This is a genomic window from Dietzia sp. KRD202, from assembly GCF_017168155.1.
Classification (GTDB): Bacteria; Actinomycetota; Actinomycetes; order Mycobacteriales; family Mycobacteriaceae; genus Dietzia; species Dietzia kunjamensis.
Window position 1 is genome coordinate 36,744 of the sequence record NZ_JABFAN010000002.1, and the last position, 22,205, is coordinate 58,948.

Annotated in this window: 19 protein-coding genes; 7 read left to right on the top strand and 12 right to left on the bottom strand. The window is 70.4% G+C overall.

Going from position 1 to position 22,205, the window contains the following annotated elements:
* Positions 1-60 precede the first annotated feature (60 nt).
* Positions 61-2,607: an RNA helicase gene (locus J1M64_RS00280; protein WP_206471982.1), complete on the bottom strand. Its 2,547-nt coding sequence runs from the start codon at positions 2,605-2,607 to the stop codon at positions 61-63.
* A 27-nt stretch (positions 2,608-2,634) separates the two neighbouring features.
* Positions 2,635-3,585: a proteasome assembly chaperone family protein gene (locus J1M64_RS00285; RefSeq protein WP_067715823.1), complete on the bottom strand. Its 951-nt coding sequence runs from the start codon at positions 3,583-3,585 to the stop codon at positions 2,635-2,637.
* Positions 3,586-4,112: 527 nt separating this feature from the next.
* On the opposite strand from J1M64_RS00285, the gene J1M64_RS00290 reads away from it, so the two are divergent.
* Positions 4,113-4,934, top strand: coding sequence for a DUF4192 family protein (locus J1M64_RS00290; protein WP_307872330.1), 822 nt, complete (start codon positions 4,113-4,115; stop codon positions 4,932-4,934).
* An 11-nt stretch (positions 4,935-4,945) separates the two neighbouring features.
* Here the strand turns inward: J1M64_RS00290 and galE are convergent, their stop codons facing one another.
* Positions 4,946-5,926 carry a UDP-glucose 4-epimerase GalE gene (gene galE, locus J1M64_RS00295; protein WP_067715826.1) on the bottom strand — a complete coding sequence of 327 codons (981 nt, stop codon included), beginning with the start codon at positions 5,924-5,926 and terminating at the stop codon, positions 4,946-4,948.
* Positions 5,923-6,612, bottom strand: a complete 690-nt coding sequence (locus J1M64_RS00300; RefSeq protein ID WP_069390229.1) for a metal-dependent transcriptional regulator — start codon at positions 6,610-6,612, stop codon at positions 5,923-5,925. Before J1M64_RS00300 ends, galE begins: the two co-directional genes overlap by 4 nt.
* A 229-nt stretch (positions 6,613-6,841) precedes the next feature.
* Here J1M64_RS00300 and J1M64_RS00305 point away from each other — a divergent pair, with 229 nt between their 5' ends.
* Together J1M64_RS00305 and J1M64_RS00310 are read left to right on the top strand one after the other, a co-directional pair.
* Entirely contained in the window at positions 6,842-8,074 is a 1,233-nt protein-coding gene (locus tag J1M64_RS00305) for an acetoin utilization protein AcuC (protein ID WP_206471984.1), read from the top strand.
* Between the two features lie 57 nt (positions 8,075-8,131).
* On the top strand, positions 8,132-10,882 hold the full coding sequence (locus J1M64_RS00310) for a GNAT family N-acetyltransferase (RefSeq protein ID WP_206471985.1): 2,751 nt from the start codon (positions 8,132-8,134) through the stop codon (positions 10,880-10,882).
* A gap of 178 nt (positions 10,883-11,060) precedes the next feature.
* Here the strand turns inward: J1M64_RS00310 and J1M64_RS00315 are convergent, their stop codons facing one another.
* The 4 genes from J1M64_RS00315 to J1M64_RS00330 all read right to left on the bottom strand — a co-directional run bounded on the left by J1M64_RS00315 (position 11,061) and on the right by J1M64_RS00330 (position 14,658).
* Entirely contained in the window at positions 11,061-12,029 is a 969-nt protein-coding gene (locus J1M64_RS00315) for a sigma-70 family RNA polymerase sigma factor (protein WP_067715832.1), read from the bottom strand.
* Between the two features lie 162 nt (positions 12,030-12,191).
* On the bottom strand, positions 12,192-12,629 hold the full coding sequence (gene dtd, locus J1M64_RS00320) for a D-aminoacyl-tRNA deacylase (RefSeq protein ID WP_067715834.1): 438 nt from the start codon (positions 12,627-12,629) through the stop codon (positions 12,192-12,194).
* Positions 12,626-14,221: a class I SAM-dependent methyltransferase gene (locus J1M64_RS00325; RefSeq protein WP_206471987.1), complete on the bottom strand. Its 1,596-nt coding sequence runs from the start codon at positions 14,219-14,221 to the stop codon at positions 12,626-12,628. The genes dtd and J1M64_RS00325 overlap by 4 nt, the downstream gene beginning before the upstream one ends.
* Positions 14,218-14,658, bottom strand: a complete 441-nt coding sequence (locus J1M64_RS00330) for a DUF3099 domain-containing protein (RefSeq protein ID WP_206471990.1) — start codon at positions 14,656-14,658, stop codon at positions 14,218-14,220. The genes J1M64_RS00325 and J1M64_RS00330 overlap by 4 nt, the downstream gene beginning before the upstream one ends.
* Positions 14,659-14,716: 58 nt before the next feature.
* Between J1M64_RS00330 and J1M64_RS00335 the strand changes: the two genes are divergently transcribed.
* Together J1M64_RS00335 and J1M64_RS00340 are read left to right on the top strand one after the other, a co-directional pair.
* Positions 14,717-14,962, top strand: coding sequence for a DUF3039 domain-containing protein (locus J1M64_RS00335; protein WP_017837712.1), 246 nt, complete (start codon positions 14,717-14,719; stop codon positions 14,960-14,962).
* Positions 14,955-16,793 (top strand): DEAD/DEAH box helicase, encoded by a 1,839-nt coding sequence (locus J1M64_RS00340; RefSeq protein ID WP_067715840.1) that lies wholly within the window; start codon positions 14,955-14,957, stop codon positions 16,791-16,793. The genes J1M64_RS00335 and J1M64_RS00340 overlap by 8 nt, the downstream gene beginning before the upstream one ends.
* A 216-nt stretch (positions 16,794-17,009) precedes the next feature.
* Here J1M64_RS00340 and J1M64_RS00345 read toward each other — a convergent pair whose 3' ends face one another.
* A complete protein-coding gene (locus tag J1M64_RS00345; RefSeq protein ID WP_132063284.1) occupies positions 17,010-18,386 on the bottom strand; it encodes an RNA polymerase sigma factor in 1,377 nt (458 codons plus the stop codon).
* A gap of 178 nt (positions 18,387-18,564) precedes the next feature.
* Positions 18,565-19,419, bottom strand: a complete 855-nt coding sequence (gene ppgK / locus J1M64_RS00350; protein ID WP_154830665.1) for a polyphosphate--glucose phosphotransferase — start codon at positions 19,417-19,419, stop codon at positions 18,565-18,567.
* A gap of 286 nt (positions 19,420-19,705) precedes the next feature.
* Here ppgK and J1M64_RS00355 point away from each other — a divergent pair, with 286 nt between their 5' ends.
* Complete coding sequence (locus J1M64_RS00355) at positions 19,706-20,521, top strand: inositol monophosphatase family protein (protein WP_374220829.1); 816 nt, start codon at positions 19,706-19,708, stop codon at positions 20,519-20,521.
* Here J1M64_RS00355 and cei read toward each other — a convergent pair.
* Positions 20,511-21,149 carry an envelope integrity protein Cei gene (cei, locus tag J1M64_RS00360; protein WP_206471992.1) on the bottom strand — a complete coding sequence of 213 codons (639 nt, stop codon included), beginning with the start codon at positions 21,147-21,149 and terminating at the stop codon, positions 20,511-20,513. The genes J1M64_RS00355 and cei overlap by 11 nt on opposite strands.
* Positions 21,150-21,352: 203 nt before the next feature.
* Between cei and J1M64_RS00365 the strand changes: the two genes are divergently transcribed.
* Entirely contained in the window at positions 21,353-21,655 is a 303-nt protein-coding gene (locus tag J1M64_RS00365; RefSeq protein ID WP_067715850.1) for a DUF4193 domain-containing protein, read from the top strand.
* A gap of 34 nt (positions 21,656-21,689) precedes the next feature.
* Here the strand turns inward: J1M64_RS00365 and J1M64_RS00370 are convergent, their stop codons facing one another.
* Positions 21,690-22,196, bottom strand: a complete 507-nt coding sequence (locus J1M64_RS00370; protein WP_067715853.1) for a DUF3093 domain-containing protein — start codon at positions 22,194-22,196, stop codon at positions 21,690-21,692.
* Positions 22,197-22,205 lie beyond the last annotated feature (9 nt).

The following is a 22,205-nucleotide window of genomic DNA, read 5'->3' on the forward strand; positions in this document are numbered from 1 at the left end:
GGTCCGTCGGACATCGTACGGACCCGGGCCCCGAGAGCCGGTTCCAGGGCGTGGGCGGGTTCACCCGTGGAGGGCGAGGGAGGCGAAACGCACCTCGCCCGCCTCGTCACAGGCGGCCAGGTCCACCACGCCCTCGATGGCCCAGCCGTGGTCGCCCTCCGGGTCGTCGAGCACCTGACGGACCCGCCACGTATTGGTCTCCACGCCGGGGCCCGACTCGGTGACCGTGAACAGTGCGGGGCCACGGGCCGCCGGCCCGGTTCCGATGGCGTCGTACTCGTCCCAGTAGGCGTCGATCTCCGAGTCCCAGTCGGGGTGGTCGGGCACGTCGGCGTCAAGTTCCGCCAACCGCTCGATGTCGTCGCGCGAGAGCAGTTCGACGCGGCGGAACATCGCGTTGCGCACCATCACGCGGAACGCGCGCCTGTTCGCGGTGACGGGCCTGGTGTTCCCGGCGGACTCACCGAACGCGAGCTCCGCGACCTGGGCGGACGACACATCCGGGTCGGTGAGGAGCTCCCACTCGTCCAGCAGGCTCGAGTCCACCTGTCGGACCAGTTCGCCCAGCCACTCGACCAGGTCCTCGAACTCCTCGGAGCGTCGGTCGGCGGGGACGGTCTGGCGCAGTGCCCGGTAGGCGTCGGTGAGGTAGCGCAGGACGGCTCCCTCGGAGCGGCCGAGCCCGTAGGCCGAGACGAGGTCCGAGAACGTCATGCCCCGTTCGACCATCTCCCGGATGACCGATTTCGGTGACGGTTCGATCCCGGCGACCCACGGATGCCCTGCGCGGTAGGCGTCGTACGCGTCGGCGATGAGGTCCCCGAGCGGCTTGGGCCACGAGATGTCCTCGACCAACTCCATGCGCTCGGAGTACTCGACCCCGTCGGCCTTGAGCGCCCCGATCGCCTCCCCACGGGCCTGGCGCTGCTGGGCGTACAGGATCGGCCGGGGATCGTCGAGCACGGCCTCGATCACCGAGACCAGGTCCAGCTCGGGGGTGGGGGACTCCGGGTCGAGCACCTCCATCGCGGCGATCGCGAACGGCGCCAGCGGCTGGTTCAGCGCGAAATCCCGTTGGAGGTCCACCGTCAGCCGGACGTGCCGCCCGTCGCCGTCGGACTCCGGGAGCCGTTCCACGATCCCGGCGGCCTCCAGCCCGCGGAACAGCTCGATCGCACGGAGCACGTGCCGACGTACACGCGCGCGGGTCTCGTGCGAGGACAGCAGCAGGTGCCGCATGTGGTCGTAGCAACTGCCGGGTCGGGAGATGATGTTGAGCAGCATCGAGTTGCTCACCTCGAAGCGACTGGTCAGTTGCTCCGGCTGCGCGCCGACGAGCTTGTCGAAGGTCGACCGGGACCAGTTGACGAACCCCTCGGGGGGCTTCTTCTTGCCCGCCTTGGCCTTCTTCTTGGGGTTGGCGGCGGCTTTCGCGGCGGCCTTGGCGTTCTCGATCTCGTGCTCGGGGGCGAGCACCACCACGAACCCCTCGGTGTCGAACCCGGCCCGACCGGCACGGCCCGCGATCTGGTGGAACTCGCGGGCCTTGAGGACCCGCTGACGACGGCCGTCGAACTTGGTCAGGCCGGTGAACAGCACGGTCCGGATGGGCACGTTGATCCCGACGCCGAGGGTGTCCGTACCGCAGATGACGGTGAGCAGGCCGTCCTGCGCCAGCCGCTCCACCAGCCGCCGATACTTGGGGAGCATGCCCGCGTGGTGGACGCCGATCCCGTGGAGCAGGAGTTTGCGCAGGGTGCGGCCGAACGCGGTGCTGAACCGGAACCCGCCGATCTCCTCGGAGACCGCGGCCTTGCGCTCCTTGGTCGCCACCGAGAGCGAGGTCAACGCCTGGGCCTGTTCGAGTGCGGCGGCCTGGGTGAAGTGGACGATGTAGACGGGGGCCTTGCCGTCACGGAGGAGCAGTTCCACCGTCTCGTGGACGCCGCTGAGCTCGTACTCGAACGACAGGGGGACGGGGCGTTCGGTGCCGCCGATGTGCACGCACTCCCGACCCGTGCGCCGACGCAGGTCCTCCCGCAACCAGTCGACGTCCCCGAGGGTCGCGGACATGAGTAGAAACTGCGTGTCGGGCAGTTCGATGAGCGGCACCTGCCAGGCCCACCCGCGGTCCGGCTCGGAGTAGTAGTGGAACTCGTCCATCACCACCTGGCCGATGTCGGCGGCCGACCCCTCTCGCAGGGCGATGTTGGCGACGATCTCGGCGGTGGCGCAGACGATGGGGGCGTCGGCGTTGACCGAGGCGTCGCCGGTGAGCATGCCCACGTTCTCGGCGCCGAAGACCTCGCACAGGGCGAAGAACTTCTCGCTGACGAGCGCCTTGATGGGGGCGGTGTAGTAGCTGCGGACACCTCGTGCCATCGCCGAGAAGTGGGCCCCCAGTGCCACGAGGGACTTGCCGGAGCCTGTGGGGGTGGCCAGGATCACGTGGCTGCCGGCGGCGATCTCGAGGACGGCTTCCTCCTGCGCCGGGTACGGCGTCAGCCCCCGGTCGGCGGCCCACGCCACGAACGCGTCGAACACCGCCTCGTCGTGCAGGTCGGCGGGGACGTCGTCGAGGTCGGCGAGGAGGTGGGGCAGATGCACCGGTCCGAGCCTAGTCGCCGAGGTCGGTCAGCCGTTCATCTCCGGGCCCCGGCCCGACCCGTCGTCCTCGGCCTGCTGGGCCAGGAACCGCTCGAACTCGGCACCGATCTCGTCGCCGGAGGGCAACGGCTTGCCGCCGGGGTTGAGTGAATCGGAGCCCAGGCGCGTCTCCATGAACTGGTCGTACTGCTTCTCCATGAGCTCGACGGCGGTGAGGACCTCGGGGTTGTTCTCGATCTGCGCGTTGACCTGCGCGGTGAACTCCTCGGCGGCCTTCTCCAGTCCGGTGGTCGGCAGCTCGAGGTCCGCGAGCCGCGAGACGTTGTCGACGAGGTTGAGCACCGCCGCGGGGTACGCGGTCTGGGAGAGGTACTGGGGGACGTGCACGGTGAAGCCCGCGGACGGGATCCCGTGCTCGGCCATCCGCAGCTCGAGCAGTGAGGTCACGTTGCCGGGCACGGAGAACTCGCCGGGCCAGGCGGTGAACCCCTGGATGAGGTCCACATCACTGGCGTGGGCGCTGGAGTTGGTCGGCCGGGTGTGCGGCACGCCCAGCGGCATGGCCCCGAGTCCGATCGACATGCGGACGCCGAAGGTGGCGGCCAGATCGATCACGGAGTTGGTGAAGCCGTCCCACTTCAGGTCGGGTTCGAGGCCCGAGAGCAACAGGAACGACGTGCCGTCGGTGGCCTTGACGGCGTGCAGTTGGATCGTCGGCTGGTCGTACTCGGAGAACCGATCGAACGAGTACTTCAGGTGGGGGCGGCGGGACCGGTAGTCCACCAGCTCGTCGACGTCGAACTCGACGATCAGCTGGGAGTCCAGGGTTTCGCGGAGGTGTTCGGCCACGCCCTGGATCGCCTGGCCGGCGTCCGAGAACCCCTCGAGTCCGTGTACGAGGACCGGCCCGCGACCGTCCTCCGAACGCAGGTCGGGAACGGGTTCGATCATTCGGTACAGATCGCTGTGCCTGGCCATGTCGACTCCTCTCGTCACCACACCCCGTCCGTCGGGAGTACGGGGTCGCCCGGTCGTCCATCCGGGACGGGGTTCACAACTGTGACAACGACACCGCGCCCGGGTTGATTCCCCGGTGGCGGTCCCCCGGCCGTTCCCCACAGGTCGTCCCCCTCTCCACAGGCGGGGCGCGACAGGACGCCCGCAGGCCTCCGGTGGCCGACCACGTGCTCGATGGTGAGACCGGTGCACGGCACCTGCGGGCCGGGACCCGGGCGGGGCCCAGGACGCGCGAGACAGGAGACGGATGAGGACGATGACGACCGGCGAGATGATCGACGATGACGGGGCGGACGGACGGGCGACGGTGGTGATCTCCTCGCCGGAGGAGTTGATCGCCTCCATACCGACGATGCTCGGCTTCCCACCGGGCCGGGGGTCGGTGGTGGTGCTGTGCGGCGAGACGGCGGACGGCGGGCAGGGGCCGGTGGTCCGGATGGATGTCGACGGGTTGCTGGGGGCGGGACGGGGACTGGAGGTGGGGGAGAGTGTCGACGACGACGAGCTCGCCGGAATCGGCCGGGACCTGCTCGTCATCGCGGTTCGGGACGAGATCTACCGGCGGCTGGCCCAGCGGGGTCTGGGCGACGGCGGCGGAGGACGCCGCATCGGCGTTCGAGTACTGGCTGGGTGTCGCGGGCACAGAGGTCTCGGCGGCCTACGGCGTCGGCGAGTTTGCCGAGGGCGCACCGTGGGTGGACCTGTTCGGGATGGTCCGTGGGGTCCAACTCGATCCCGATTCGACGCAGATCGCCGCGGTCCACGCGTACGGTGGCCGGGTCCGGGCCGGCTCGCGGGACGAGATAGACCGGATGTACCTCGTGCGGGACGCGGACGCCTGCGACGAGGATCCCCACGAGTCGGGGCCGCCGCGGGTGGACGGGGCCCGTCGGGTGGCGGAGGCGGTGGTGGCCGAGGCGGTCGAGCGTCACGACGACGCCGCACGTCGACTGGAGGTGGGGGAGAGTGTCGACGACGACGAGCTCGCCGGAATCGGCCGGGACCTGCTCGTCATCGCGGTTCGGGACGAGATCTACCGGCGGCTGGCCCAGCGGGGTCTGGGCGACGGCGACGGCCGACGTCTCGTGTGGTGGGCGGTCGCGCGCCGGAGGCCGGGGCGTGAACGCTCGGTGGCGCTCCTGCTACTCGGCGCCGCGGCCTACTTCGACGGTAGCGGGGTGCACGCCTGGTCGGCCCTGTCGGCGGCCCTGGACGCCGACGCCGGCAACTCCCTCGCCCGGCTCCTGATCGACAGCCTGCACGCGGGCCTGTCTCCGGAACGGCTCAGGCAGGTGGCCGCGGCCGCCTGAGCCGCTCCGGGTCAGCGCGGAGCCGAGTGCGCGCGGTCGCCGAGCGCCTCGGTGAAGGCCCAGGCGTCCTCGACGACCGTACGCAGGTCGGTGCGGGAGGGTTTCCACCCGAGTTCGGCGATCGCCCGGGCGCTGGAGGCCACGAGCACCGCCGGGTCGCCGGCGCGACGTGGGGCGACGACGTCGGGGATGGGATGTCCGGTGACCTCCCGGCACACGTCGATGACCTCACGGACGGAGAACCCCTCACCGCTGCCCAGGTTGAGCACCCGGTGGGTGCCGGGAGTGTTGGTCTCCAGCGCCAGCAGATGGGCGTCGGCGAGGTCGGCGACGTGGATGTAGTCGCGGATGCACGTGCCATCGGGGGTGGGCCAGTCGTCACCGAAGACCTTGATATCGGCGCGATGGCCGAGCGCGACCTGCAGCACGAGGGGGATGAGGTGGGTCTCCACGACCCGGTTCTCGCCCGCACCGTGATAGGCCCCGGCGACGTTGAAGTAGCGCAGGCTGGTCGCGGCGAGACCGTACGCGGTGGCGTACGACGTCATGGCGTGATCGATCGCGAGTTTGGTGGCCCCGTAGGTGTTGGTCGGACGCGTGGGCATGTCCTCGGTGATGGGGACCTGCTCGGGCTCGCCGTAGGTGGCGGCGGTGGAGGAGAACACCAGGTTGCCCACCCCGGACTCACGCATCGCGTCGAGGAGGGCCAGGGACGTGACGACGTTGCCCTGCCAGTACTCCCCGGGCTTCTCGACGGACTCGCCGACGAGGGAACGCGCGGCGAAGTGCAGGACACCGTCGAACGAGGAGTCGAGAACCTCCGGCGCGCGTACGGCCACGTCCCCCTCGACGAACGTCGCCCCCTCGGGAACCCCGTCCCGGTTACCCGTGGACAGGTCGTCGAGCACCACCACCTCGTGACCGCGCTCGATCAGGACCGTCGCGCAGACCCCGCCGACATACCCGGCGCCGCCGGTGACGAGCAGCTTCACGAGACGATCTCGACCTGGATCGCGTGGGCGTGGTCGCCGTCGAGTTCCACCGTGCGCCCCTCACCGGAGTCGAGCTCGACGAGGTGCCCGCGGCGGGTGGCGGTGACGGTTCTGAGCGGTTCGACGCCCGCGGCCCGGAGCTCGGAGATCAGTTCCGTGTCGATCTGCACGTTCTCACCGATCGCCCGGATCCGGACCCGGTGGGCCACGTCGCTCTCCAGCGCCGAGAGCCTGATCTGGTTGGGGTCGTCGAGGGCGGAGGCGGGGTACCCGATCCGCTCCAGCCCGGGGATCGGGTTGCCGTAGGGCGAGGTCCGGGGGTCATCGAGGACCTCGATGAGCCGCCGCTCGACGTCGTCGCTCATCACGTGCTCCCAGCGGCACGCCTCGGCGTGGACCTTCTCGAGCTCCAGTCCGATCACGTCGACCAGGAGACGCTCGGCGAGGCGGTGCTTACGCATCACACCCACCGCGAGTTCCCTGCCCGTGGCGGTGAGCTGGAGATGCCGGTCGGGGGCCACGAGGACCAACCCGTCGCGCTCCATCCGCGCGACGGTCTGGCTCACGGTCGGCCCGCTCTGCTCGAGGCGCTCGGCGATCCTCGCCCGCAGCGGGATCACGCCTTCCTCCTCGAGTTCGTAAATGGTGCGGAGGTACATCTCGGTGGTGTCCACCAGGTCCTTCACGCTGCAGTCCTCCACGGTCGGATCGTCGATAGGTGTGCGACTCCCCGCAGGCGCGGGCGCCGTCAGGGTTCTGCCTCCGAGACTACCGTCGGGCCACCGACCGGGGTGGAGAGCGGACAATCGGGGGCCGGGCCCGGTGCCACACGCGTAGATTCACGGGTGACGTGCCCCACTGCTCGCTCGGGGTGCTCGGGCCGGGAACGACCCGGCCCACGGGAGGACGGTGGCTATGGCCGGGATCGGGGACGGCGTCGCGGCGAAGGTCGTGTGGAGTCCGTCATTGCTGGAGTACCGGCATTCCGCTGACCACCCGATGAGTCCACGGCGGCTCGATCTGACCATGTCGCTCGCGACCGAGCTCGGCGTCCTGCAGGGTGTCGAGATGCTGGACCCCGGGTCGGCCAGCGAGGACGAGCTACTGAGGGTCCACACCTCCCGCTACATCGACGCCGTCAAGGCCGCCGGCGACATGCCGCCCGGTGAGCATGTCGGGATGAGCCACGGGCTCGGGACGGCCGACAACCCGACGTTCCCGGCGATGCACGAGGCCAGCGCGGCGGTCGCGGGCGGCACGCTGACGGCCGCCCGGGCCATCGCCAGCGGGGCCGCGACGCGTGCGGTCTCCGTCGCCGGGGGGATGCACCACGCCATGCCCGCTGCCGCCGCCGGGTTCTGCGTCTACAACGACGCGGCGGTGGCGATCAGCTGGTTGCTCGACAACGGGTACGACCGCGTCGCCTACGTCGACATCGACGTCCACCACGGGGACGGCGTCCAGACCGCGTTCTACGAGGACCCGCGGGTCCTGACGGTGTCCCTGCACCAGCACCCAGCCACCCTGTGGCCGTCCACCGGCTGGGCGTCGGAGACCGGTGTCGGCCGCGCGGAGGGCACCGCCGTCAACCTGGCGTACCTCCCCGCGGTCACCGATGATCTCTGGCTGCGGGGCTTCCACGCCGTGGTCCCCGGAGTGCTGCGGACGTTCGAACCCCAGATCATCGTCATGCAGGCCGGGTGCGACTCGCACCGTGAAGACCCGCTCGCCGACCTCTCGTTGACCGTCGACGGTCACCGGCAGTCGTATCTGGAGGTCGTGGCGCTGGCTGACGAACTCTGCGAAGGGAGACTCATCGCGATCGGCGGGGGCGGCTACGAACTGGTGCGGGTGGTCCCGCGGTCGTGGACCCACCTCATCGCTGCCGTGCTGGGGGTCCCGCTCGACCCGGCGACCGCGATCCCGGACCAGTGGCGGGCCGCGGCCGGCAGGTTCACCGTCCCCGACCGCGTCCCGCAGACGATGGGGGACGGGGAGACCCCCGGCTACACCCCGTGGGAGCCCGCGGGATCCGATCGGGGGGTGGAGATGGATCGTTCGCTCGCCCGACTCGACCAGTCGATCCTCGACACCCGCCGCTCGGTCTACCCCCTGCTCGGACTCGACCCGGACGATCCCCGTGACTGACCGGCGGCGCTGCAACAGACTCATCGACCCCCTACCCCCCAGTCCCTGGAGGACCCCATGGCGCACCCCGGCGACCGCGAGACCGGTGACACGGTGACCGAGAACCCGACCGACGCCACCCCGGCGGTGGACCCACCCGAGCACGCGTCGACCGACACCTCCGTCGATGAGTACCCGGAGGGCTATCCCCACGAGTGGGCTGCGGACGTACTCGGATCCGACGGGCGGGCCGTGCGCGTGCGGCCGATCCTGCCCAACGACGCCGAGAAGATCTCCCGGTTCCACACCAGCCTGTCCGAGCGCACCCGCTACCTGCGTTACTTCGGATCGCACGATGTGCTGTCCGACCGTGAACTCGCCCGGATGACCAACGTCGACTACCGCGACCGGATGGCGTTCGTCGCCGAGTTGGGCGCGGAGGTCATCGGCATGGCGATCTACGAGCGACTGCCGAACTCGACCTTCGCCGAGGTCGCGTTCACCATCTCCGACCAGCATCAGGGGCGTGGGCTGGGGTCGATCTTCCTCGAGCACCTGGCCGGCGCCGCGGCCGAATGCGGGATCGACCACTTCGAGGCCGAGGTGCTCTCCGAGAACCGGTCGATGATCCAGGTGTTCCGGCGGGCCGGGTACGAGATCTCCCGTTCGTTCGATGGGTCCACTCTCCACCTGGAGTTCGCGATCGACCCATCCGAGGCCCTGACCAATGTCCGGAACTCGCGGGAGGCGGCGGCGGAGGCACGGAGTCTGGCGCGTGTGCTCAACCCCAGTTCCGTCGCCGTGATCGGCGCCTCGGACCAGGTGGGCAAGATCGGGCACACGGTACTGCGCAACCTCATCGGCAACGGGTTCTCCGGTCCCGTGTACCCCGTCAATTCCGATGCCACGTCGGTGCAGTCCGTGCGCGCCTATCCGAGCGTCAGGGACATCCCGGATCCCGTGGACCTCGCGGTAGTGGCAGTACCGGCGGCGTCCATGTCGGAAGTCCTCGACGACTGCCTGTCGAAGGGCGTGTCGACCCTCGTCGTCATCTCCGCCGGGTTCTCGGACGTCGGCAGCGCCGGCGTCGTCTCCGAACGGCGTCTGGTCAGCGAGGCCCGCGCCCACGGGATGCGCGTGGTCGGCCCCAACGCGCTCGGGGTGATCAACACCTCACCCGACGTGCAGCTCAACGCGACCCTCGCAGAAGTCGTTCCGGGACCCGGCCGCACGGGGTTCTTCTGCCAGTCGGGTGCGCTCGGGATCGCCATCCTCGCCGCCGCGGCCCGACGTGGGCTCGGGCTGTCCACGTTCGTCTCCGCCGGTAACCGCGCCGACGTCTCCGGCAACGACCTGCTGCAGTACTGGGACACCGACACCGCCACCGAGGTGGTGCTGCTCTACCTGGAGAGCTTCGGTAACGCCCGCAAGTTCTCCCGGATCGCCCGGCGCGTGGCGCGCAACAAGCCGGTGGTGGTGGTCCGCCGAGCGGCCGACGATCTGGAGTCGGGCGTCGAGGGGCTGACGGCGAACGCCATCGGTGGACTGTTCCGCGACTCCGGCCTCATCCAGGTGGATTCCATCACGGACATGTTCGACACCGCCACGCTCCTGGCCTACCAACCGCTGCCCACGGGAGGTCGCCTCGGCATCGTCGGCAACTCCTCCGCGGTCGGACGCCTCGGCGGGGACTCCGCGCGTCAACAGGGCTTCACCGTGGCGCATTCGGTCGATCTGGGTGCCGGCGCGTCCCCGGAGGAGTTCCGCGAGGCGATCGCGGACGTCCTCGCACGTGACGAGGTCGACTCGGTCCTGACGGTGTTCGTCCCTCCGGTCGCGACGGAACCCGACGCCTATGCCGAGGCGATCCGTACCGCCGCGGGCGAGAGCAGCAAGCCCGTGGTGAGTACCTTCCTCGCGGGGGAAGGGCTGCCGGAGGGACTGACGGTGACCGACGAGTCCGGGGTGGCGGCGCGGGGCTCGATACCCTCCTACCCGTATCCTGAACGAGCGGTGTCCGCACTGGTGCGCGCCCGCCGGTACGCCGAGTGGCTCGACAAGCCGGCCGAGGAGCCCGCCGAGTACGAGGACATCGACCGCGCACGCGCGCGGGAGCTCGTGGACTCGCTCTGCCAGCTCCACGCCGGAACCGAGTCGTTCGAGCTCACGCAGGGCCAGGTCCGGGCCCTGTTGGAGTGCTACGGGATCGACATCGTCGACTACCGCGTCGTGACGGATGTCGACCAGGCCGTGATGGCCGCCGACGAGTTGGGCTACCCGGTGGCGGTCAAGGCGATGAGTGACCGGTGGCGGACCCGCAGCGATCAGTCCGGGGTGCGACTCGACCTCGTGGACTCTGCCGCGGTGCGGCATGCCTTCGCGTTCCTCCAGTCCACGACGGGCTCACGTTCCCTGCACGTGCAGAAGATGGCGACCAAGGGGGTCGCCGTGACCATCCGGGTCGCCGATCACCCGATCTTCGGCACCCTCATCTCGTTCGGACTGTCCGGGATGTTGTCGGATCTGCTGGCCGACCGGGCGTTCAGCACGCTGCCGATCTCACCCCGCGAGGCGGCCGCCCTGCTCGACCGGCCCCGGGCCGCAGCGCTCCTCGACGGGTATGCCGGGGACGCGCCTGTGGACCGTGACGCGTTGGTGGAGCTCATGGGGCGGGTTTCATGCCTGGCAGAGGACGTGCCGGAGATGCGGCGCCTGTCGGTGGACCCGGCGCTCGCCGGACCCGACGGTCTCGCGGTGCTCTACGCAACGGTCCGGCTGGGGCCGCCCCCCAGGTTCAGCGCCGACGAGGGGCCCCGCCGGCTGCGCTAGGCGCTGTGGTCGGCCCTGGACGGCACCGCGAAGGCCCCGCCCCTCCCGATCGGGGGAGGCGGGGCCCTGGGATTGCGACCTCACGGTGTGAAGGGCTCCGGGGAACCCGGCTCGCGTCTGATCGGGCGGCGTCCGATCGGGCAGCGTCTGATCGTGCGGCGTGCGATCCGGCGTCCGGTCAGACGGCGTAGGAGCGGAGCTTGTCCGCGCGACGACCCTCGCGGAGCTTGGCCATGACCTCGCGCTCGATCTGGCGGACCCGCTCGCGCGACAGTCCGAAACGCTTGCCGATCTGGTCGAGGGTGCGGGGCTGGCCGTCGTCGAGACCGAAACGCAGCGTGATGACCTGCTGCTCGCGCTCCTCGAGGGTGGCCAGGACCGCGCGCACGTCGGAGTGCATCACATTGGTCACCACGGTGTTCTCGGCACTGGTGGCCTCGGCGTCCTCGATGAAGTCACCGAGCGGCGCCTCCTCGTCCGCGCCGACCGGCATGTCGAGGCTCACCGGGTCACGCGAATGGTCCAGCAGCTCCTCGATCTTGTGCGCGGGGATGCCCGACTCCTCGGCGAGTTCCTCGAGGGAGGCCTCACGGCCGAGCTGCTGGTGGAGTTCACGCTTGATCCGGGCGAGCTTGTTGACCTGCTCGACCAGGTGGACCGGCAGACGGATGGTGCGGGACTGATCGGCCATTCCGCGGGTGATCGCCTGACGGATCCACCAGGTGGCATAGGTGGAGAACTTGAAGCCCTTCGCGTAGTCGAACTTCTCCATCGCACGGATCAGGCCCAGGTTGCCCTCCTGGATGAGGTCCAGCAACGGCATGCCGCGGCCCGTGTAGCGCTTGGCCAGCGACACCACCAGGCGCAGGTTGGCCTCCAGCAGATGGGCGCGGGCGGCCTCACCTTCCGCGACGATCGCCTTGAGGTCGGCCTTGCGGACCGGACCCAGACGCTTCCTGGTCTCCAGCACGTGCTTGGCGTAGAGACCGGCCTCGATCCGCTTGGAGAGCTCGACCTCGTCCTCAGCGTTGAGCAGTGCCGTCTTGCCGATCCCGTTGAGGTAGACACGGACGAGGTCAGCGCTCGGGCTCTGGCCGTCCGGCCCCGCCTCCGTCCGACGGTCCGATCGGGTGGTGGCTGACGTCATGTCTCCTCCTCCTGCCTGGCCATGTGACGAGGCCGGCGTTCGGTTGCTGGTGGACGGATCAGGCGCGTGGCCGGGTCACGGTCACGTACCTCTACAACGACGGGGGTACCGGGAATGTTCCCGCGCCGATGATGTCGGTCACGATCCGTCGAGGAAACCCGCTCAGCCCGAGCCGGGGGTCTCCACCAGCAGCGTGAACGGGCCGTCGTTGACCGAATGGACCTGCATCATCGCGCCGAAGACTCCCGTGGCCACCTCGAGGCCGCGTTCGCGCAGACCGTGGACCACGGCGTCCACCACGGGTTCGGCCACCTCGCCCCGAGCCGCTCTCGACCACGACGGCCGCCTGCCCTTCGCGGTCGACCCCATGAGCGTGAACTGGCTGACGACCAGGACGGGGGCGCCCACCTCCGCGGCGCTGCGTTCCTCCCGCAGGATCCGCAGGTCCGAGATCTTGCGGACCATCGTGGCGACGTCGGTCTCGTCGTCGTCGTCCGACACCCCCAACAGGACCAGCAGCCCGGGGCGTGACAGGGCCCCGACGACCTCACCGTCCACCGTCACCGACGCCTCGGTGACCCGGGAGACGACGGCCCTCATCCCGCCGCCCCTGCGGCCACGGCCGCGGCGACCCCCGGGGGCAGGAGGCCTGGCATCCCCGCCGGGACGACGAACCCGTGGAGGAACAGGTCGGCGACCACCCGGCGGACGGGGCCGGCGAGGGCGTCGGGATCCTCCCCGGCACCGACCGCGGCGAGCACCACCAGGTCCTCCAACTGCAGCGCGCCCGTCCGCGCCCCACGCAGGACGCTCGCGGTGAGCGGATCGATCTCGTGGCGCCACCGGGCGCCGGTGACCCGCTCCACCACAACGGTGGACGGACCGGGGGAGCCGACCTCGTCCGGCCCGGCGGGGGCGAGGGATTCGGAGAGGTGGAGGTGGACGTCCGGCGACACTGTGAAGACCGTGGCATCGAGGGCGCGCTCCTGTCCGCCGTGTTGCTCCGCGGCCTCCCGCAGCCACGCCGTGCGCGCGAAGTAGGCCTCCGCCTCGTCACCGAGGCCGTCGCCGAACGGGTGCGTGAGGTCCTCGCACAGGACGGACGACGGCCCGTCGATCCGCCGGAGGTAGACGTAGCCGAACCCGATCCCGGCCACACCCTCCTCGGCGAAGTGGTCCAACCAGGCGTCCGCGGCCCTCGTGGTGGCCTCGTCGCGTGGGTCCATGCCCTCGTCGGTGAGCCAGGTCCACACGTAGAGGCCGGGGTCGGAGACGTCCCGCCGCACGATCCATGCGTCGACGCCCTCGGCCGGCACCCACGACGACACGTGGGCCCGCCAGTCCGAGTCCTCCCGCTCCACCCAGGACGCCAGCAAAACCGCGGTGCCACCGTCGGCCAGATGCTGCGGCGCGCCCGACACGACCGTCCGACTGGCACCGTCGAGCTTCAGGCCGGACTCGCGGTAGGAGTGCCCGGTCTCGGGCGGGCCCACCACGAACGGGGGATTGGCGACGATACGGTCGAACCGGCGCCCCGCCACGGGCTCGAACCACGGACCGTGCAGGAGCTCCGCACGCTGGCCGTTGATCGCCAGGGTGGCGGCCGCCAACTCGAGGCACCGAGGGGTGATATCGGTCCCGGTGACGGTTCGGGCGGACCCCGACGCGTGGACCATCTGGATCCCACAACCGGTGCCGAGATCCAGGACCGACCCGGTGGGGGACGAGGGCGTGACACGCAGAAGCGAGAGCGTCGCCTGCCCGACCCCCAGGACGTGGTCCGGCCGGGTCGTGGTGTGCACCATCGACCCGTCGACGTCCGCGAACACCCAGCGGGTCCCGTGCCCGGTGTCCACCGGACGCAGGTCGATCTCCGCACGCAGGGAGGCACCGTCGTCGATCGCGGTCCACAATCCGGCAGCGACGCCGTCCCGCACGTCGACCCCGGGCAGGGTCGCGGTGACCTCGGAGCGGGGGAGCGGATCACCCAGGACGAACAACCGCACCAGGGTCCCGACAGCCTTCGCGTCACGGGCGTGGCGGCGGACCGTCGCGGCATCCGATCTGTCCAGGGCCGAGATCGCCTCGGGCCCCAGCTCCCGCTCCAGTCCCTCCACCGTGTAGTCGTGCCGCCGGAAGGCCTCGGCCAGCGCGGGCGCGAGCTCGGCGAGGGTCGGGTTCGGTCTGCTCACGTGTCGGGGTCGCTCTCGTCGGTGGACGGGGTGGGATCGGGTGCGGCGTCGGGGGCGCTCGTGTCCCGGGGCGGTGCGTCGGTCCCGGTGAGCCCGGGTGGCAGGGCGTACGGGGTGTTCGACGACAGGCGACCCGCGGTGTAGGTGCGGGCCTGCCCCTTGGGGAGGGGAGGCCGGTCATTGGCCCCGATGACGGCGATCCACGGGATCGGGATGGACCCCGCCACGATCGCCAGGGCGATCCACGGGTTGTTCCAGAGGGCCAGTGACCCCGCCGCAAGGAACAGTGCGGGGATCCGGATGCTCATCAGCAGGAAGTAGCGCTTCTTCCGGGCCGCCAGCTCGTCGTGGTACGACTCGCGCGCGCCCGTGATGAGAACGGGCCTCGAGGTGTCGTCCCGTTCCCCGGATCGCTGACGGCGGAAGTCGGGTGCCATGGGGCCCAAGGTACTCCGGCGTTGGCGCCGCGACGCCCGGGTGCGGCATCATGAGGGGGTGAGTACCACCCGGACGAAGACACTCGAGCGTCCCGAGGTCACGACGACCGAGGAGACGCAGGACGACGCACCCAAGTTCTTCCACTATGTGGACAAGAGCAAGATCGCCGAGAGCGCGGTCATGGGTTCCTACGTGATCGCCCTGTGCGGTGAGGTCTTCCCGGTCACCCGATCCGCGAAGCCCGGATCGCCGGTGTGCCCGGAGTGCAAGCGCGTCTACGAGACCCTGAAGCCTGGTGAGTGATCCCGGCGCGGTCCCGGGCCCAGACGAACAGACCGCAGAACACTCCACCCCGCCGGCCGGGGGTGCGTCGCTGCGCGCCTGGCAGCGCACCGCGCTGCGCAAGTACCTCATGGCGCGGCCGAAGGACTTCCTCGCCGTGGCGACCCCGGGCGCCGGCAAGACGACGTTCGGCCTGAGAGTCGCCTCCGAACTTCTCGCCGACCGCACGGTCGACGCGATCACCGTGGTGGCCCCCACCGAACACCTCAAGTACCAGTGGGCCGCCTCGGCCGCGCGCGCCGGCATCGCCCTCGACCCCGAGTACTCCAACACCTCGGGCGCGCTCGCCCCGGAATACCACGGCGTGGTGGTGACATACGCCCAGGTGGCCGCGCACCCGTTCAAGCACCGGGAACGCACCGCGTCCCGGCGCACCCTGGTGATCCTCGACGAGATCCACCACGGTGGTGACGCGAAGAGCTGGGGCGACGCGATCCGCGAGGCGTTCGAGGACGCGGAGCGCCGCTTGTCGTTGACCGGCACCCCGTTCCGGTCCGACGACAGTCCCATCCCGTTCGTCACCTACGAGCCCGACGGGCAGGGGCACCAGCGCTCCAAGGCGGACCATTCCTACGGCTACGCCGATGCTCTGGCCGACGGCGTCGTCCGCCCCGTGGTGTTCCTCGCCTACTCGGGCGAGGCCCGGTGGCGCAGCAACGCCGGCGAGGAGTTCTCGGCCCGCCTCGGCGAGCCGCTGAGTGCCGACCAGACGTCCCGTGCCTGGCGTGTCGCCCTCGACCCGCACGGTGACTGGATGCCCGCCGTGCTCCAGGCGGCGCACACCCGGCTCCGGCAGATCCGCGCCGGTGGTGTGCCCGACGCCGGCGGTCTGGTGATCGCCACCGACCAGGAGCGCGCCCGCGAGTACGCGGCGCTCCTGACGGAGATCACCGGTACCCCGCCGACCGTCGTCCTCTCCGACGACCCGACCGCCTCGAGCCGGATCGGTACCTTCTCCGACTCCACCGACGAGTGGATGGTCGCGGTCCGGATGGTCTCCGAGGGCGTCGACGTGCCACGACTGAGCGTCGGCGTCTACGCCACCAGTGCCTCGACACCCCTGTACTTCGCGCAGGCGATCGGGCGGTTCGTCCGGTCCCGTCGGCCCGGGGAGACCGCGTCGGTGTTCCTCCCGTCCGTCCCCGTGCTGCTGCAACTGGCTTCGCAGATGGAGGCGCAGCGCGACCACGTCTTGGGCAAGCCCCACCGGGAGGAGGGGCTGGAGGACCAGCTTCTCGCCCAGGCGAACCAGCAGCAGGACGAGAACACCGAGGACGACGAGGACCGCGGTTACATCTCCCTCGGCGCCGACGCCGAGCTCGACCAGATCGTGTACGAGGGGTCGTCCTACGGCACGGCCACATTCGCCGGCAGCGAGGAGGAGGCCGACTACATCGGGCTCCCCGGACTGTTGGGTGCCGACGACGTCAAAGCCCTGCTGCGGCAGCGCGAGAAGGAGCAGATCAAGCGCACGTCCGCCCAGTCCGCCTCCGGGGCGGGGTCGGTCGCGGTCGTGGGTGCCGACCCGGCGGTGTCCGGGGCGACCATCCCCGGCAACGCCGCCGGACCCGGCGCGCATGCCGGCGCGGCTGCCGAGCGGGTCGCCTCCGCCGCCGAGCTCAAGGACCTGCGGCGTCAGCTCAACACCCTCGTGTCGGTGTACTCGGGTCGCCTGGGCAAGTCGCACGGGGCGATCCACACGCAGCTCCGCAATGCGTGCGGCGGCCCGCCCGTGCCGATGGCCTCGGCCGAGCAGATCCGCGAGAGGATCACCCTCCTGCGGAGCTGGTGACCGGCGGCGTGGGGTAGGCCCCGAGCGCAGGATACGCAAGAGAACGCCCCGGCCGCACTGGCCGGGGCGTTCTTGTCGGACGGGAGCTCAGGTGCCGTTCGTCGTCTCTCCCAGGCTGATGCCGGAGATCGTATGCCCCCGTCCCTCCCGGGTGTCCCGGACACGCCGCGGCCCCGTCGGGCGAGCACAACGGGGCCGGAGAATGCGTGAAAGGGCTCAGTCCAGGTAGTCGCGCAGCACCTGGGACCGCGACGGGTGGCGCAGCTTCGACATCGTCTTGGACTCGATCTGCCGGATCCGCTCGCGTGTGACCCCGTAGACCTGCCCGATCTCGTCGAGGGTGCGCGGCAGCCCGTCGGTGAGGCCGAAGCGCAGCCGCACCACGCCCGCCTCACGCTCGGACAGCGTGTCGAGGACGGAACGGAGCTGGTCCTGCAGGAGTGTGAAGCTCACGGCGTCCACGGCCACCACGGCCTCGGAGTCCTCGATGAAGTCACCGAGCTGCGAGTCGCCCTCGTCGCCGATGGTCTGGTCGAGCGAGATCGGCTCCCGGGCGTACTGCTGGATCTCCAGCACCTTCTCCGGCGTGATGTCCATCTCCTTGGCGAGCTCCTCGGGGGTGGGCTCGCGGCCCAGGTCCTGGAGCAGCTCACGCTGGATACGCCCGAGCTTGTTGATGACCTCGACCATGTGCACCGGGATACGGATGGTGCGGGCCTGGTCGGCCATCGCGCGGGTGATGGCCTGCCGGATCCACCAGGTGGCGTAGGTCGAGAACTTGTAGCCCTTGGTGTAGTCGAACTTCTCGACCGCGCGGATCAGACCGAGGTTGCCCTCCTGGATGAGGTCCAGGAACGCCATGCCGCGGCCGGTGTAGCGCTTGGCCAGCGAGACGACGAGTCGCAGGTTGGCCTCAAGCAGGTGGTTCTTGGCGCGGACGCCGTCGCGCTCGATCCATCGGTAATCACGCTTCTGCGCGGTGGTGAGCTTCTCCCCGCGCTCGGCGACCTGCGCCTGGAACCAGGTGGCGTACAGGCCGGCCTCGATGCGCTTGGCCAGCTCGACCTCCTCCTCGGCGTTGAGGAGGGCGACCTTGCCGATCTGCTTGAGGTACGCGCGTACGGAGTCGGCGGAGGCGGTCAGCTCGGCGTCCTTGCGCGCCTGGCGCAGGGCCTCCGACTCGTCCTCGTCCCAGACGAAATCGCCCGACGCCTTGTCCTTGGCGGTGGGCTCTTCCTTGGTCTCCTCGTCCGCTTCGACGTCCTCGACGTCGACCTCGACGTCCTCCAGCTCGGAGGTGTCCGGCTCGGCCTCGGGAGCATCGGTCGGCTCTTCGTCGACCTGGTCGCCGTCGACGCCCTCGGGCTTCGTCGGGGCGGCGGTCTTCTTGGCCGCCGTCTTCTTGGCCGCGGTCTTCTTGGCGGCCGCCTTCTTCGCCGGGGCCTTCTTGGCGGCGGTCTTCTTGGCCGCCGTCTTCTTCGCGGGCGCCTTGCGCGCGGCGGTCTTCTTGGCGGGGGCCTCGCCAGCGACCTCGCTGTCCAACGGATCGCCGCTCGCCGCGGAATCCGAACTGGTGGTCTTCGTGGCTGCCACAAACGCCCCTTCACAACCGGTTACTTGATGGGAATCGGGGATCGATGCCGCCTTCTGCAGACACTCGAGCCGTCCGCCTTGCGGTACCGGGCCCGTCCCCGGCCGGTACGTGTTCCCGGCGTGGGCCATTGTAACGAGATTCTTGTCGGGGGGTCGCATCCGGCGGGGTTGGTCCCGGTCAGTCCTCGTTGTCTGGTAGTGCCCCGCCGAGGTCGAGAACGCCCGAATGGCCGGCCGCGTACAGCGCTGCGCCGATGATCCCGGCGTCGCCGCGCCGGACCGCGGCCCGCACCGGGGTCCGGTTCTCGAGGAGAGGGAACCACTCGTCGGCGACCTCGCTGACCCCGCCGCCCAGGACGAAGGCGCGGGGCCACAGGAGGTCCTCGATCGAGCGCAGGACGTTGGACACGTGGGGGGCCCATTCGGCGAAGCTCAGGCCGTCGCGGGACCGGACCGCGGCGGACGCCAGGTGCTCGGCCTCGTCGAATCCGCGTCCGGCGATGTCCTCGACGATCACGTGACCGAACTCGGAGTTCGGCAGCAGTCTCCCGTCCAGCAGGAGGGCGGAGCCGATGCCCGTACCGAAGGTCAGGAGGATCACCAGCCCGTCGATTCCCTCGCCGGCGCCGTAGTGCACCTCGGTGAGGCCGGCGGCGTCGGCATCGTTGAGCATGAGCACGGTGCGGCCGGGGAGATGCCGGTCGAACAGCTCCGCCACGTCGCACCCGATCCACGATTTGTCGATGTTGTGGGCGATCCGCGCCACCCCCTCGTGGATGACGCTGGGCAGGGCGACCCCGACCGGGCCCGTCCATTCGAACTCCTCGGTCATCTCGCGGATGGTCTGCGCGATCGCGTCGGGCGTGGCGGGCTGGGGGGTGCCCCGCACGACTCTGTCCCCGATGAGTTCGCCGCGTGCGAGGTCGACGAGCCCCACTTTGATCCCGGTGCCGCCCACATCGACGCCGAGGCCTGTGGGAGTGCCCGGGGTGCCCGGTGGGAGGTCGGTCGCTGCGGGGGTGGGGACGGACATGTCGGGCTCCTGGGTGGCGGGACGTACACGGGCGCGGCGTGGGTCGTCGGGCGCCCGCGTCGTCGGGGCACGATGGGCGTGGGGCGCCCGCCAGGGTATCCGTCGGTCGCGCCGCCGGGCGGGATCATCGCCGGAGGGGCACCGGGTGACGACAGTGGGTGAGGACGATGTGGGATACGAACATGTGGGATACGACCATGTGGGATACGACGACGAGGAGACGCACATGACGGGGCGGGGGACAAACGCGGCGGTCGGCCGACCGGGCCCGGAGTTCATCGACGACTTGCTGGCCCTCGCGCTGCGGTTCGCCTCTTCCGGCGGTGACGTGGCGCGGCGAATGCTGGCCGAGTTCGACACGTCTGGTCTGGACTCGCGCTCCAAGACCTCGGCCACGGATCCGGTGACCGTCATCGACACCTCGGTGGAGCAGCATCTGCGCGGGGAGATCGAGTCCAGCCGTCCGGGTGACCGGGTGCTGGGCGAGGAGGGCGGCGAGGAGTCCGGTTCGGCCGACGCCCCGGGTGGCCGGGGAGGCGTGCGCTGGATCGTCGACCCGGTCGACGGGACCGTCAACCTGCTCTATGGCATCCCGTTCACCGCGGTGTCGGTGGCGGCAGAGGTGGACGGTGTCGTCGTGGCGGGGGCGGTGCACAACATCGTCACCCGTGAGACGTGGTCGGCAGGCCTCGGCCGCGGGGCGACCCTGCGGGAGGCCGACGGCACGTCGAGGGCGCTCCGGACCTCGGGGTGCGTGGACCTGTCCCTGTCACTGGTCGGTACCGGCTTCGCCTACGACGCCGGGATCCGGGCCGAGCAGGGTCGGGTGGTCGCGGGCCTTCTGCCGCGCGTACGGGACATCCGGAGGTGTGGGTCGGCGGCACTGGATCTGTGCATGGTCGCCGGCGGCCGGCTGGATGCCTACTACGAGCGCGGGTTGAAGCCGTGGGACTACGCTGCCGGGGCCCTCGTCGCGGCCGAAGCGGGTGCGATGGTGGCCGTGTCAGACGACCCCGCGGTGCCGACGACCGCTGCATCGCCCGGCGTGGCGGAGGAGTTCCTCGGTGCGCTCGAGGACCTGTCGGCCGGGGTCAACAGCTGACCATGCGGGCAGCGTCGAGTTCGGCGGAGATGGGCTGACGCCCGACCTCGAGTTCGTCGAGTGCCCCCACCGCCTCCGTCGAGTCGGACAACCGCGAGAAGATCGTGCCCAGTGCGAGGTCGACCGTGTCGTCCTCACGGCCGTCCCTCACCAGTTGCATGCACGGCGCCGCGAGCGAGAGTGACCGCGCGGCCGCCTGTCCCGCGTCGCCGTAGCGGATCTGTCCGTGGCACTCGAGGGCCTGCCCGTAGATCGGGTCGTTGCCGATGGCGTCCGAGCCGGCGGGCTGGAATCCGCGTTCGGCGAGTTGAGCGGCCACGGCTCCGGCTTGGCCGCTCTGCCCGTTCGCGTTCAGCACGCGGACGCGGGTCTTGTCCAGTAGTGCCGGCTCGACCCCGTCGAGGGCGTCCGCGGGCTGGTCACGGAGGCCCGCGTCCTCGGCCGCGGGGGGTACCGGACATGCCGCGGCCTGTGTGGCGGCATCATTTCCCCGTAGTGCAGTGGCCCAGACGAGTGCTCCCAGCACCAGCGCCACCACCACGAACAGGACGTAGGCGGAACGCAGACGGTGTATCCCCCGGGTGGGGGTCGGACTCGGTGTCGCCTGGGTGCTGAGGTGGACGACCATGAGGTCCTTTCCTGCAGGTGGACGGAGTGAGAGCCTCTCCGGGCCCTGACCCATCACTGTAAACGCCCGGAGCCTGTCGTCCCGGTCGCCGCACTGGCGGATGCCGCGGATGAAAATGCCGGGTAATTCCGTTACTATGCGTGCGCTGGTCAGTCCGTGACCGGCCCGCGCGCCCCCCACTCAGACCCGCAGAAATGAGACTCATGGCAACCGACTACGACGCCCCCCGCCGGACCGAGGCAGACGAGCTCACCGGTGATTCGCTGGAGGAGCTGAAGGCCCGGCGTGCAGAGGGAGCGACCGGCGAGGTCGACGTGGACGAGACGGACACCGCCGAGTCCTACGAACTGCCGGGCGCCGACCTGTCCGGCGAGGAGCTCACGGTGCGTGTCGTGCCGGAGCAGGACAACGAGTTCACCTGTGGTGAGTGCTTCCTGGTGCATCACCGCAGCCGTTTCGCCGAGGAGCGGGACGGGATGCCGATCTGCGTGGACTGCGCCGGCTGATCGACCGCCGGCTACTCCGCCGCGGCTCGGCCGGTCAGCTGTAGTGGTTGTCCGGAAGCGCCGCTGCGAGGCCTTCGGGGTCCCGCGTGCTGATGAGCCAGTACGGGGTGGGATCCATCGGGTCGTCGAGGACGATGATCACCATCGTGGGGATGTATCCCCTGTGGACCACGAAGGCCTCGGGGTCGAGCTGCCGCCCCATCGCGGCCTGCTTGGCGGTGGCGGGCACGACGGCGCTGCGGGCGATGGCGTCGAAGGGCAGGCGGGCGTTGCCCGCATAGAGGGTCCCCCCTCCCTGGCCGTCGGACTCGACCTCGATCTTCACCCGGCCGACGGAGATGAACAGCCAGGCGAGCAGGACGGGGACCACGACGGCCAGCAGCCACAGCCACCACCGCGCTCCGATAACGAGCGCCTGGGCGACCACCACGACGGTGATCACGGCGAGGACGACCCACCACCATGCCGGGACCCGGAGGGTTTCCGAGTGAACCGGGCGCGGAGCGCGATCGGGCGGCGGGCGGAGATCTTCGTCGGTCACGACGTCAAG